The sequence below is a fragment of the Pseudomonas sp. LB-090624 genome (assembly GCF_003205205.1).
Lineage (GTDB): Bacteria > Pseudomonadota > Gammaproteobacteria > Pseudomonadales > Pseudomonadaceae > Aquipseudomonas.
The window spans coordinates 67,911-80,718 of sequence record NZ_QJRL01000016.1 but is presented as its reverse complement, the minus strand read 5'-3'; the positions used below and the strand labels follow the sequence as shown (position 1 = coordinate 80,718).

7 protein-coding genes, 2 pseudogenes and 1 riboswitch are annotated in these 12,808 nt (G+C 63.7%); of the genes and pseudogenes, 5 read left to right on the top strand and 4 right to left on the bottom strand.

The genetic code is table 11. The features are described from left to right. Positions 1 to 46: 46 nt before the first annotated feature. Both DMX11_RS26260 and DMX11_RS26255 read left to right on the top strand, forming a co-directional pair. Positions 47 to 655: pseudogene (locus DMX11_RS26260) on the top strand (SDR family NAD(P)-dependent oxidoreductase); the annotation flags it as partial. A 6-nt stretch (positions 656 to 661) separates the two neighbouring features. Beyond that, positions 662 to 1,771, top strand: coding sequence for an SMP-30/gluconolactonase/LRE family protein (locus tag DMX11_RS26255; protein ID WP_256590625.1), 1,110 nt, complete (start codon positions 662 to 664; stop codon positions 1,769 to 1,771). Here DMX11_RS26255 and DMX11_RS16245 read toward each other — a convergent pair. The 4 genes and pseudogenes from DMX11_RS16245 to DMX11_RS16230 form a co-directional block, all read right to left on the bottom strand. Continuing rightward, positions 1,761 to 2,711 carry a site-specific integrase gene (locus DMX11_RS16245; RefSeq protein ID WP_110745427.1) on the bottom strand — a complete coding sequence of 317 codons (951 nt, stop codon included), beginning with the start codon at positions 2,709 to 2,711 and terminating at the stop codon, positions 1,761 to 1,763. The two genes, DMX11_RS26255 and DMX11_RS16245, sit on opposite strands and share 11 nt — an antisense overlap. 130 nt (positions 2,712 to 2,841) lie before the next feature. After that, positions 2,842 to 5,148, bottom strand: a pseudogene (locus DMX11_RS16240) (putative bifunctional diguanylate cyclase/phosphodiesterase); the annotation flags it as partial. 81 nt (positions 5,149 to 5,229) lie between these two features. Continuing rightward, on the bottom strand, positions 5,230 to 6,213 hold the full coding sequence (locus DMX11_RS16235; protein WP_110745426.1) for an SCO family protein: 984 nt from the start codon (positions 6,211 to 6,213) through the stop codon (positions 5,230 to 5,232). Between the two features lie 100 nt (positions 6,214 to 6,313). After that, positions 6,314 to 9,709, bottom strand: a complete 3,396-nt coding sequence (locus DMX11_RS16230; RefSeq protein WP_110745425.1) for an Ig-like domain-containing protein — start codon at positions 9,707 to 9,709, stop codon at positions 6,314 to 6,316. A gap of 250 nt (positions 9,710 to 9,959) precedes the next feature. Continuing rightward, positions 9,960 to 10,074: riboswitch (TPP riboswitch) on the top strand. 78 nt (positions 10,075 to 10,152) lie between these two features. Between DMX11_RS16230 and DMX11_RS16225 the strand changes: the two genes are divergently transcribed. The 3 genes from DMX11_RS16225 (at position 10,153) to codA (ending at position 12,803) form a co-directional block, all read left to right on the top strand. Further along, on the top strand, positions 10,153 to 10,800 hold the full coding sequence (locus tag DMX11_RS16225) for a TenA family protein (RefSeq protein WP_110745456.1): 648 nt from the start codon (positions 10,153 to 10,155) through the stop codon (positions 10,798 to 10,800). Continuing rightward, the gene (gene tenA / locus DMX11_RS16220) at positions 10,797 to 11,474 is read left to right on the top strand and encodes a thiaminase II (protein WP_110745424.1); all 678 of its coding nucleotides are present in this window, start codon (positions 10,797 to 10,799) and stop codon (positions 11,472 to 11,474) included. Before DMX11_RS16225 ends, tenA begins: the two co-directional genes overlap by 4 nt. A 90-nt stretch (positions 11,475 to 11,564) precedes the next feature. Continuing rightward, positions 11,565 to 12,803, top strand: coding sequence for a cytosine deaminase (gene codA, locus DMX11_RS16215; RefSeq protein WP_110745423.1), 1,239 nt, complete (start codon positions 11,565 to 11,567; stop codon positions 12,801 to 12,803). Positions 12,804 to 12,808: the final 5 nt, after the last annotated feature.

Below are 12,808 nucleotides of genomic sequence, written 5' to 3'. Positions count from 1 at the left end.
TTTTTTTGTTGATATCTTAAAAAGGAGAAATCCAAGGTAGCCAGAAATGCCCGTTGCAGACCCTTTCCACAATAAAGTAGCGGTCATCACCGGGGCCGCACAGGGCCTGGGCCTGGCCTATGCCATGGCCCTCGCCGAGCGCGGCGTGCGGGTAGTGATCAGCGACCTGGGCACCGATCGTTCAGGCCAAGGGCAGGATGCCTCGACACTCGAACATGCGCTGGCAGCGATGCGCACCAAGGGCTACGCGGTGGTGGGGCACGCTGGTCAGCTTGACGACGAGGGTGCCTGCCAGCAGCTGATAGAGCTGGCTATCGCCCATTTCGGTGCGCTGGATATCCTCATCCACAACGCCGGCTGGGTCGATTACCAGCGTATCGAAGTACAGGAAGACGCCTTCCTGAAGCGCGCACTGGGCATCAACGTGCAGGCGCCGGTGTGGCTGGCCAAGCACGCTTGGCCCCACCTCAAGCGCTCCGCTGCACCACGGGTAGTGCTGACCACCTCGGACCGCGCCATGTACCAGCGCTATGCACAGCCTGGGCTGGTGGCCTATGCCGCCGGCAAGATGGCGCAGGTCGGGATCATGAATGCCTTGAGCATGGAAGGCCAGGAGCACGGGATTCTGGTCAATGCGATTTCGCCGGTGGCCAAAACCCGCATGTGGGGCATCAGCCAGCCGCCGCAAGAGCTGAAACCCGAATGGGTTACGCCCGGGGTGTTGTACCTGGCCAGCGCGCTGTGCCATGACACCGGCTACATCCTGAGGGCCAGCAATGGCCAGTTCACCGCCACGCGATTCAATGAAAACAGCGGCGTCAGCTACCCACGTGACCTGGGCCGGGTGCAGGCCGGCGACCTAACGGAAGTGGTCGAGCGCTGGAACCGCATCAAGGAATGCAATTACGTGCCGGTCAAGGTCGCCAACACCCGCGCGGACCTGGGTGAAAGCCTGGTCTGGGAGGAGCGTAGCGGCACGTTGTACTTCGTCGACACTTCCGGCGGCCGGATCAACTGCCTGACGCCGGACGGCGAAGTCCAGAACCTTTACGAGTCTGCCGCGCGTATTGGCGCCCTCGCACTGAGCGACCGCGGTAACCTGATCTTTACGGAAGATGCCAGCGTGGCGATCTACGATGTGCCGGCCCGCAAGGTGCGCCAGCACTCGACGTCAGTGCATCCGCGGCCGTCCTACCGTTTCAATGACGGCGCGTGCGACGCGCAGGGGCGCTTCGTCACCGGGTTGATGGACGATGCCCTGAGTGGCAACACCGGGGCCCTGTTCCGTTTTGACGGGCAACTGCGCGACCAGGTGATCCACGATGACCTGGCACTGCCAACGGGCCTCGCCTGGTCGGCGGATGGTCGTACGTTGTATTTCGTCGACTCTGCGGCGCGCGCGATCTATTGCGCCGAGTACCTCAGCGAAGGCCGGCTGGGCGCGGTCACGCTGTTTGCCGAAACCCCTGCCGAGCTCGGCCGGCCAGACGGTTTGGCGCTGGACCGTGAAGGCGGGCTGTGGGTATGCCAGTACCAAGGCAGCTGCCTGCTGCACTACGACCGCCACGGCCACCTGGCCGAGCAGGTGTGGATGCCAGTGCCATGCCCGACCAGCTGCTGTTTTGGCGGCCCCGGGCTGAACACCTTGTACATCAGTACCGCGCGCTTCGGCATGAGTGCCGAAGACCTGCACCATTATCCTGACGCCGGTGACCTGTATGCCATTCGCCCGGAAACCGGCGGCATCGCCCGGCACAGTTTCAGGGAATGAGCGGCTGGGCCTGGCTGGCCGGGAGCACGGCCAGTTCGCCGAAGCGTTGCGCCGAATCGATGTAGCGCAGCGCCGACTTGGCGTCTTTCCAGCCCACGTAGCTCATCAACGATTTCAATTCCCAACCATTGGCGGTGGCCCAGGTGGCGAAACCGCGCCGCAGCGAGTGGCCGGTGTACAGTGCCGCCGGCACCCCGGCACGTTCCAGCATGCGCCGAAGCAGACCCACCAGGCTGTTGCTGTTGAGTGGGCTGTCGCCGAGGTTGCCCCAACGGTCGAGCTTGCGGAACACGGGCCCGTGGGCAATGCCGGCAACTTCCAGCCATTGCAGGTAGGCTGTGACCGGGCACAAGGCTTTGAGGGCAGGGGTGCGGTGCTGCACACCCAAGGCCTCGCGGTCGCCCTTGCTGCGCGGCAGGAACAGGGTAATGCCGACGCCGGCTTCGGCCTGGATGTGCTCGATGCGCAGACGCGCCAGCTCATCACCGCGAAAGCCACGCCAAAAGCCCAGCAGCAGCAATGCAGCATCACGCCGAGCCCGGCGCAAGGCCGCCAGGTCGTGGTGTTCACGGGCCTGGCGGGCTTCTTCTGCAAAATGCCCTACGGCGGTTTGCAGGTGCTGCAGCAACAGCGGGGCAGCCTGCCTGGGCGGTGCCGGGTGCAGGGTGCGGATGCCGCGCAGCACCTGCCGCACCAAGGGCGCTTTGGTGGGGTCGGGGAAACCTTGAGCGACATGCCATTGGCTGAGCGCGGCCAGGCGCTGACGCAGGGTGCTGACCGCATGCTGGTCGGCATGGTCGGCCAGGTAGCGGGCGACACTCTCGGCGGTGGCTGGCAGAAAGCCGCCCCAATGGCTTTCGAAGTGCTCGATGGCAGCCTGGTAGCTGCGCCGGGTGTTGTCACGGGTGGCGGCGCGCAGGTAGCGCTCGATGTCGGTCATGGTGCGAGGAGCCGGTGAGGATGGGTACACCTTAAACCGAAAAGGTTCGGCTGTCCCGCATCGCCTGTGGTGTAGATGCTACGTACCCGGTGGGTGCACCTTTGCCGGTGTGCGCGGGTGCATCCGCTTGCTCGACGCCGTTGAATGGCGGGTAGTCGAGCAGCTGCGCGGACGACAGCGGCCGGCTGAAATGATAGCCCTGAGCGATATCGCAGCCGGCCAGTTTCAGGCACACCACCTGTTCACGGGTTTCCACGCCTTCGGCAACCACTTCAAGGCCCAGGCGCTTGGCCAGGATGATGGTTGAAGACACGATCGGGCTGTCATCTGGGCTGTTGGACAGCGGCGCAATCAGCGAGCGGTCGATCTTCAGCTTGCTCAATGGCAACGAGTGCAAGTGGGCGAAGCCGGCGTAGCCGCGGCCAAAGTCGTCCAGGCTGATGCCCAGGCCAGCGCCACGCAAGGCATGCAAGTGGCCTACCGCGGTGCCCTCGGGGTCGAGGATAGTGGTTTCGGTGATTTCCAGCTCCAGCCGCTGGGGCGCGATCCCGTGCCGCTGCAACTTGCTCAGCAACCGTGCAGCGAAACCGTCCTGACGCAGTTGCAGCGCCGATACATTCACCGCCAGCCGCGTTTCCCTCCCTTGGGCATCCCAGCTTGCCAAAGCTTCGCAGGCCAGGCGCAGCACCTCCCAGCCCAGGTCGACAATGAACCCGCTGCGCTCGGCCAGTTCGATGAAGCGGTCCGGGTACAGCAGACCACATTCGGGGTGGTCCCAGCGCACCAGTGCTTCGTAACCCAGCACCTGCTGGGTATCGAGGCGAATCTGCGGTTGATAGTGCAGCACGAACTGGCGCTCGGCCAGGGCACTGCCAAACGCCTGCTCCAGGGTAAAGGCCTGGATGTCGGCCAGGTTCAGCGAAGGGTCGAAGAAGCGATACTGCGCACGCCCGGCCTGCTTGGCCGAATACATCGCCGCATCGGCACTGCGGATCAGGCTGTCGATGTCCTGGCCGTCGCGCGGGCAGATGCTGACGCCGACGCTTGGGCTGGTGTTGACTTCCTGCCCGTCCAAGGCGTAGGTGGCCGACAGTTTCTGCACCAGTTCGCGAACCCAGGCATTGATCTGTTCCTCGCTGCGTTCGCCGGCCAGCAACACCACGAATTCGTCACCGCCAAAGCGCGAAGCCTCGTCGCCCGGTTCCAGCAGGCGCTGAATGCGTCCGGCGACGGCCTGCAGCAACAGGTCGCCGATCTTGTGCCCGAGGGAGTCGTTGATCGATTTGAACCGGTCCATGTCGATGAACAGGATCGCCATCAACCGGCGCTTGCCACGCTGGCGGGTCAGGGCCTGGCCGGCGACTTCGACGAACTGGCGACGGTTGTGCAGGCCACTGAGGTGGTCGGTGGCGGCGGCATGGCTGCTGCGCCGGTGTTCGTCCTCGAGGCGGCCGATCAGTTGCTGGTTGACCTGCTGGGCCTGCTCCAGCGCATTGAAGGCCTCCTGCCGCTTGCGCAACAGGCGCAAGGTCCACAGAAGGCTGGCGATGATCATCAGGGTCATGCTCAGGTTCAACCAGAACTGTCGCGCATAGGCCCGCGTCGAAGGCGCCAGGATCTCGTCCTGGCGTTGGCTGACCACCACGCTGAAACCTCGCTCAGGTATCCGCCGGTACAGGCTCTGGTAGGCTTCGCCGGCAACGTACTGGGTGAGCACGCCCGTGTCCGCTCCCAGGTCCGTGAGTTGGGGCTGCAAGTTATCGCTGGCCATCGCCACGCCGCTGGTGTCGATGCGCAGCCGCTCCAGGCCATCATCCTGCAGCAGCCGCACCAGGCCGGTGCTGCCCAGGTCGATGTGCTGGAACAGCACTGCCAGGTAGCCGATGTCCAGCTGCACCACCAGGATGGTGTCGATTTCACGACCGGTGGGGCCCGTCAGCGGCAGCAGGAAGGGCAGCCGCCAGGTGGGCAGGGCGACCGGCAGGTCATGGGGCTGGATGCTCGGCAGAAACGGGGTGAAACCGTAGCGTGCGACGTGCTGCTGAAGCTGCTGCAACCACGGGCCAGGTAACTCAGGCGCCTCGTCGGCGTGGCTGGCCGACAGCAACTTGCCGCGGCGGTCGTACAAACCCATGCGCTTGAACACAGGGTCTTCGGCAAGGATCCGCGCCAGCCTGAAGTTGCCCCGGGGCTGTACCTTCATGTCGTCCTGAGTGACCCGGCCCACCGCCTGGGTGCGGTCGACCAACTGGCGCAGGTTTTCGCCGACGATGCTGGCCAGGTTCAGGTGCTCGGCGGCCTTGGCCGACAGCGCACCCTGGCGTGCGGCAGCTTTCTGAGTGGAATGAAGCCCCCATAGAAAGGCCAGGGTCGCTGCACAGAGCATCAGGATCAGCAGCCGCAGAAGGCTGGCGGAGGAAAGTGAACGGCGAATCACTGCTGAGAGTTCCCGACCCTGGGTGATGCGGGAAAAATACGACAGTGAGATGACAGCCTGATGACTGATGGCGAATAGCCTTTAAGGTTTTCCCCTGTCCGCGACAGGCGTTTGCAGCCGTGCGGTTTCTTCTTCGAGGTAGCTCATGAGGGCACTGACTTCGGCATCACCCAGGCGCATGTTGGGCATGGCCAGGCGGTTGTACTGCTCGTACAGCAGCAGGGCCAACGGGTCTTTTTCGGCCAGCATCTGGTCCGGCTCCTTCAGCCAGCGGGTCAGCCAGTTGGCATCACGCTGGCGGGTCACCCCCAGCAGGTCCGGGCCGATACCGGGCTGGCCGGGCTCGTTGTTGCCCAATGTGTGGCAGGACGAGCAGCGGGTGCGGAATATCTGCTCGCCACTGCTGGGCGGGCGTACCTGGGGGGCCTGGGCGTAGTCATTGTTCGTGGCGCTGGCCTGCTTCCAGTTGTGCAGGCTGTTGCCCATGCGGTCGGCGAGGATGTAAGGGCTTTCGAAGGGAGAAGCCTTCATCCAGCGGCCGGTGGCCTGGTTGCCGATGATCAGGCTCAAGTTGTGGTCTTTGTAGCGGCCGTTTTCCAGGCCATCGATCCACAGCCCCAAGCGCCGGCGGAGCTGTTCGATGTCGCCGGGTTCGCCGGTGAGCAGGGTCCAGCCAGGGCCGATGCCGAACTTTTCGGCGTAGCGCTTGAGGGTAGCGGGGGTGTCATTGTAGGGGTCGATGCTGATGGAGTAGAGGTGAATGTCCTTGCCGACCCGGTCGCCGAGGATTTTCTGTACCTGGCGCAAACGGGCGGTTTCCACCGGGCATGAATCGGAACACCCGGTGAAGATGAAGTTGATGGCGACCACCTTGCCCTTGATCAGGTCGTCGTAGAAGTGCACGCGTTCGCCGTCCTGGGTGACAAGGGGGATGTTGGGGAAGTAGTCGGCCCCCCAAGGTGTGGCGGCCTCTTCGGCTACCGGTTGCCTGGGTTGCAGCGGCCAGAACGGGACGCTGGCGGCGAACAGCGCGACTACCAGCAGGAAACGCCATGAACCGGACATGATGGGGTCCTCGTCGGTTGGCAGTTGGGCTTGGATGACAGAGTTGCCTGAGCGCCTCGAAGCGCCTGCGTAGGGCCGCAGAGCGGCCCCCGCTTGTCACTCACTGGTACTTGACCGGCGCCGTCACGCTCTGCCCCAGCGCGGATTTCACGGTCACCGTCGCCGGTGTGGCCGGGCCGTAGCCGGTGGTGGTCACCGAAACCCGCCAGCGGGCACCGCTAGTCGTAGCCGTGAGCGTTGCAGTCCCCAGGCTCACCGGCCCGCCAGTGGTCGCCGCCGTTACACTGATGCTGTTGCCCGTGGCCACTGTGGTCGTCCCCGAGACATCCCAGGTGAAGCGGTTGCCGCTGCGTACCTGCACGGTGGCGCTGGTGACCTGAATCTGGTCCATCGCCGCTGCCTGGCTCACGGCGATGCTGACCGTGGCCGGTGTCAGCGACTCGGCACCCTTGGCATCACGCGCCGTGTAGCTGAAGCTGGCCGTGAAGGGGGCATTGATCGTGGCCGGCGGGGTGTAGGTCACCGTGGTGCCGTCAGTGCTTACCGTGCCCTTGCCAGAGTCTGGCTGGTTGAGGCCGGTGACCGTCAGCGGCACGTTGCCATCCGGGTCGCTGTCGTTGGCCAGCACGTTCAGGGTGACGGGCGTGCCGGCGGTGGTCGCCGCGCTGTCATTGGCCGCGACGGGTGGCTTGTTGGCCGGGTCGTCGTTGTCATCATGGCCTTCGGTGCGGAAGGTAGGCAGGCCTACCGAGGCCATGTACTGCACACCGTCCCAACCCGGCAGCGGCGTCGGCATCACCTGGAACTGGCCGGGGCGGTCGATGTCCCAGCGCAGCAGCATCGACGAGTCCTCATGCTGGGTGTTGTGGCAGTGCTCCATGTAGGTACCGGCGAATTCGCGGAAGCGGATGGCGATTTCCACTTCCTCCGAAGAGTCGGCCTCCGACCCGATGCGATACACGTCCTTGCGCGCCCATTTTTCCCACTCGGGTGGCGCCTTGCCGTCGCGGCTGAGGATCACGCCTTCCTCGAAATGCACATGCACCGGGTGGCTCCAGCCGTTGCCGCCGTTCTTGATTTTCCACACTTCCAGGGTGCCATCGCCACTGAACCCGCCATCGGTGGACTGGTTGGCCAGTTGGGGGGCCGCACTGATGCGTCGGGGGTCCATGCTGTAGCCGAAGCCGCCGTCGGTCTTGATGGTCCACGGGTTGGTGTCGGTACCGTCGGAGCGGCCAAAGATGAACTCGCGGTGGCGGGCATCCTTGATCTTGGCCAGGTCGCCAGCAGCGTTGCGGTCAATCGGCAGCGGCAGCATCTTCAGGCCTGCAGCCTTGCCTGGCTTGGCTGGTTCGTAGGCTACCGGGTCCATGCTCAGGTCCTGGCCGGTGTAGGGCTGCACGATCAATTGCAGGAACTTGCCAACCACCGGGTCGCCGTTGTCCCACTGCGGGCCCTTGCTGGTTTGCTTGATCACTGCCTTGTATTTCCCCGACAGCACGTCTGCCAGCGGAATGGCGGCTTCCGGGCCCTTGCCGGTCTGGTGCTCCATCAGGTTGACGAAGTACAGCTTGTCGCCCGCCTTGATCCCGTTCTTGGCGAAATTGATGATGATGTCGTAGCGCTCGGCGATGGCTTGCAGCGGCAGGATGCCGTTGCTGTCCTGAAGGTTGCCGTCGCCGTTGAGGTCCATGGAGCCGTCGAACGGCACAGCGTGTTCCATGATGTTGCCGTCGTTGGCGATCATGTGGAACGGCACCCGTGCATAGGACAGGTTGGAGCCAGACGGGCCCTTGAACTCACCGCTGCTACCGGCGATCTCGCGTACCACGGCAAACTTGAAGTAGCGCGACACCGAGCCATTGAGGATACGGAAGCGGTAGCTGCGTGCGCGAACCTTGAGCCGGGGCTGGTACTGCCAGTTGACCAGGATTTGGTCACCGAGGAAGCCGTCGGTATTGAAGGGGTTGAACCACAGTTGGCCATTGGCATCCCAGGCCTTGTCAGCGATCACCAGGTTGACGTCGTAGTCACGGTTGCCCCACGGCATGGACGAGCCGCTGGGGAAGCGCAGGTTCACGCCGTCCTGCAGTGCTTCGTTGCCGCGGTCCAGGGCGCTGTAATAGTTCATCATCACGGCGTTGCCCTTGTAGACGTTCTGCGCCGTGAAATCCATCATGTGGTCGTGGAACCAGTGGGTACTCATGGTTTCGCGCCAGTCGCCACGAATCTTGATGCTACCGTTTTCGCAGGTTTTCAGGCCCGGCGAGGCGTCGTTGACGAACAGGGTTTCACCCGGGGAGCAGGGGAAGGCGGCACGCGGGTCCTGGGCACGGGTGTTGATGGTGTCATAGCCGGCCAGCTGCACCGGCCAGCGATAGTCATAGTACTGGCCGGGGAAGAAATAGGCGTTGGCAAAGCCATCGCTCTCGGCCGGCGAGTGGCCGTTATGCTCGTGGGTGGAGAGAGTGTGCAGGCCAAACCCGCCGTTGGCCGACGGGTCGATCGGCAGGGCGTTGTAATGGCGCATCAGCACCGGCTGGCCGTAGCGCACCATCAGCAGCTTGGGCGGGAAGGTCCCGTCGAAGGTCCAGACCGACTTGTGGTTTTGCAGCGGCATGCTTGGGTGGAAGCGGGTGTCGATGCTTTTGGTGGTGCCCAGCGTGGTGGGGATGTCGGATGTCTGGTAATACAGGCCGCCGGGCGCGAACTCCCCGACCGCGTAGTTGTGCAGTTGTTTACGGTCGCGCAGGCCAAGATTGATGCGCGCACCGGCCTGCGCGGTCTTGAATGCTGCCTGTGGGTAGAACTCGTTCCAGCGCTGGTGCGACCAGCCTTTTCCTGGTGGCCGCCCCTCTGCCGGCGAACCGACTGGTTGGCGGTTGAGGAACATCTCGATCTGCGCCTTCCAAGGGTTGCGATCGAGCACATTGGAATACTGGGTAGGGAACGGGTACAGACCAGGTTGCTTGAGGAAGGCCTCCAGGGCCGTGCCGCTGGGGCCGCTGCGGGCCACCTTGTCAGGGTCCTGAGCGGGTGCTGCGCCAAGGGTAGGCACCGGGAATGTCAGGCTTGGCGGCGGCAGAGTGGGGTCGAGTTTTTCCGTGCCGAATTCCTCGAACAGCAGCAGTTGCTGGGTGAACGGCTGGGCGCCGAACAACGGGCTGGGTTTGCCGTTGGTGGGGTATTTGTCCGAGGTTTGCAGCGCCGGCGGCAACACGTTGTCGGTAGTGACTGTGTTGCGGTCGCCGTACGCGCCATCTGTCAGCTCCAGCGAGCCTTCGTTAGCCTCGGGCAAGGTGTTCAGGTTGAGCAGTGCAGTGGTTGGGTCAGCGGGTTGTTCGGTATACGCCGACGGGTCGGTCGGCGATGGCTGGCTGTTGTCATCAAGGGAAGATGCCATGGCCGTGATCAGCCCAAGGCTGAGCATCAGCGCGGTGACAGAGGACAGCTGGAAAGCGTGCCTAGCTGGGTGGATCACGGCAGGTGTTTTCATTGCTTTATGCCTCACTCGCGGCCGCATGGCGTAAAGCCATCGATGGCGTTTTGCCCGGTAAAGGGCCTTGAGCAACGGCTGTGCCAACCGGTATTTCTGTAATGCTTTGTTAAACAAATCCTTGCGGCGCCTGATGCGCGCTAAATAAAAGGGCGTCAAGAATGGGGACAGGTCCCCATTAGCGGGGGCCCAATCCCCAGGGTTTGGGTGCGCAGGCTAGTGACAGCGGGGGCGCCCTGCGGTATACCTGAACGCCACCAAGGGGAGCCCGGCAACGGGCTGAGAAACTGCTGAGCGCTGCAGCGCGGTGACCCTTCGAACCTGATCCGGATCATGCCGGCGAAGGGATGGGATTCATTACCTGCCTTTTTGCCGGCCTCACTGCGAGGCCTGTCCATGCCAACTTCAACGGTCTCGCTGTCAATTTCATCAAGGACAGCAACATGACCGAACGTTTCAGCCAGTCCCTGCGCCAGCAGAGCGAACCCACCTGGTCGGCGGCCGTCGGGCACCGTTTCGTGACCCAATTGTGCGATGGCAGCCTGCCCGACCCGATCATGGTTGATTACCTGGTGCAGGACCACCGCTTCCTCGACAGCTTCCTGACCCTGTTGGGCGCCGCCATCGCCACCGCCGACACCTTCGAGGCGCGCCTGCGTTTCGGCCGCTTTGCCGGGATGATCTCCAGCGACGAGAACACCTACTTCCTGCGCGCATTCGAGGCACTGGACGTAAGCCCGGCCCAACGCAACGAACCGGCCGATACCCTGCCAACCGCAGGGTTCAAGGCGATCATGCGCGAAGCGGCAGCCACTCGGTCCTATGCGGCGGCGCTGGCGGTCCTCAATGTTGCCGAAGGCCTTTACCTGGACTGGGCGCTGAAGGCGCCAAAACCCCTGCCGGAACATTTCATCCATGCCGAGTGGATCACCCTGCATGACAACCCGGCATTCCAGGCCTTCGTCGCTTTCCTGCAAGCCGAACTGGACCGCGTCGGGCCGCAGGAGGCGGCGCTGGCAACTGACTTCTACCAACGCACCGTGGCCCTTGAATTGGCGTTCTTCGACGCCGTGTACCCGGAGGGCAAATGAGCATGGATATCTTCGAACGCCTCAAGGCCGCTGCCACACAGCAGTGGAGCCGCTACGTGGATCATGACTTCGTGCGGCAGATGGGCGAGGGCACGCTGGACGAGGATGCGTTTCGGACCTACCTGGTGCAGGATTACCTGTTTCTGGTTCAGTTCGCCCGCGCCTGGGCGCTGGCCGCCTACAAAAGCCGCCGCCCGGCCGACATCCGCGCCGCGCAGGCCACGTTGTCGGCGATCCTTGATGAAACCGAGCTTCACCTGCGGCTGTGCGCCCGCTGGGGGCTGAGCCAGGCCGATATCGAGGCGGCGCCCGAGCACCAGGCCACCGTGGCATACACCCGCTACGTGCTGGACTGCGGCGCTGCCGGAGACCTGCTGGAGCTGCACGTGGCACTGGCACCTTGCGTGGTTGGCTATGCCGAGATCGGTCGGAACCTGGCCGAGCGGATCGGTGACTTGAGCAGCCATCCGTATCGCGAATGGATTGGCGAATATGCCGGGGAGGGTTACCAGGCCGTGGCAGCGGCAGCGCGCAAGCAGCTGGATGAACTGGCGGCGCGGAGCATGACCGAGCAACGCTTCGCCGAGCTGGTGGGGATTTTTGGCCAGGCCTCCAGCCTGGAGGCTGATTTCTGGCAAATGGGCCTGGACGCCGCCAGCCCTCGGCAGGGATAGCAGCGGCTTCACGCCTTGTTCAGGATTTGCATGGGGCGGTCGCCATGCTGCTATCGTGCATGAGCGAAGCCCCCGGCAAGGAGTAACAGCATGAATATCATCAACGCACGCCTGCGCGGCAAAGCTGGCCTGTTCCGCATCGAGCTCGATGGCGCGCGCATCGCCGCCATCGTGCCTCAGGCCGACGTGGTGGCTGTTGTTGGCAATGATCTGGACGCCACGCAAAACCTGGTAGTGGCACCCTTCGTCGAGCCGCACATCCACCTCGACGCCACCCTGACCGCCGGCGAGCCGCGGTGGAACATGAGCGGCACGCTGTTCGAAGGCATCGAATGCTGGGCCGAGCGCAAGGAAATCACCACCCACGACGACATCAAGCGCCGGGCAAAGAAGACCATCGACATGCTGGTGGATCACGGGATCCAGCATGTACGTACCCACGTCGACGTCACCGACCCGAAACTCACCGCGCTGAAGGCCATGGTTGAGGTGCGCGAAGACGTGCGCGAATTGGTCGACCTGCAGATTGTCGCGTTCCCGCAGGAGGGGATCGAGTCGTACGCGAACGGCCGGGCATTGATGACCGAGGCGGTGGCCATTGGCGCCGACGTGGTGGGCGGTATTCCCCACTTCGAGAATACACGCGACCAAGGCGTGTCATCGCTGAAGTTCCTGATGGACCTGGCCGAGCGTACCGGCTGCCTGGTAGACGTACATTGTGACGAAACCGATGACCCGCAATCACGCTTCCTTGAGGTGCTGGCCGAAGAAGCCCGGGTGCGCGGCATGGGTGCGCGGGTGACGGCCAGCCATACCGTGGCCATGGGTTCGTACGACAACGCGTATTGCTACAAGCTGTTCCGGTTGCTGAAACTGTCGGGCATCAACTTCGTCTCGTGCCCGACCGAAAGCATCCACCTGCAGGGGCGCTTCGACAACTACCCGAAGCGCCGTGGCGTTACCCGCGTGGCCGAGATCGACCGCGCCGGGATGAACGTGTGCTTTGGCCAGGACTCGATCGTCGACCCCTGGTACCCGTTGGGCAACGGCAACATCCTGCGCATTCTCGAGGCCGGCTTGCACATCTGCCATATGCTCGGTTATGAGGACCTGCAGCGCTGCCTGGACCTGATCACCGACAACAGCGCCCGCACCCTGAACCTGGGCGATCGCTACGGTATCGAAGTAGGGCGCCCGGCGAACCTGTTACTGCTGTCGGCGCCAGACGATTACGAAATGGTCCGCAGCCAAGGGCATGCGCTGGTGTCGGTACGCAATGGCAAAGTCCTGATGCAGCGCACGCCGGCACGCGTGCAGCGCACCCGTTGATGCAG

Excerpts from the sequence above, each read along its gene's own strand:
- DMX11_RS26255 (WP_256590625.1), top strand. The coding sequence starts at position 662 with ATGTGGGGCATCAGCCAGCCGCCGCAAGAGCTGAAACCCGAATGGGTT.
- DMX11_RS16245 (WP_110745427.1), bottom strand. The coding sequence starts at position 2,711 with ATGACCGACATCGAGCGCTACCTGCGCGCCGCCACCCGTGACAACACC.
- DMX11_RS16235 (WP_110745426.1), bottom strand. The coding sequence starts at position 6,213 with ATGTCCGGTTCATGGCGTTTCCTGCTGGTAGTCGCGCTGTTCGCCGCC.
- DMX11_RS16230 (WP_110745425.1), bottom strand. The coding sequence starts at position 9,709 with ATGAAAACACCTGCCGTGATCCACCCAGCTAGGCACGCTTTCCAGCTG.
- DMX11_RS16225 (WP_110745456.1), top strand. The coding sequence starts at position 10,153 with ATGACCGAACGTTTCAGCCAGTCCCTGCGCCAGCAGAGCGAACCCACC.
- tenA (WP_110745424.1), top strand. The coding sequence starts at position 10,797 with ATGAGCATGGATATCTTCGAACGCCTCAAGGCCGCTGCCACACAGCAG.
- codA (WP_110745423.1), top strand. The coding sequence starts at position 11,565 with ATGAATATCATCAACGCACGCCTGCGCGGCAAAGCTGGCCTGTTCCGC.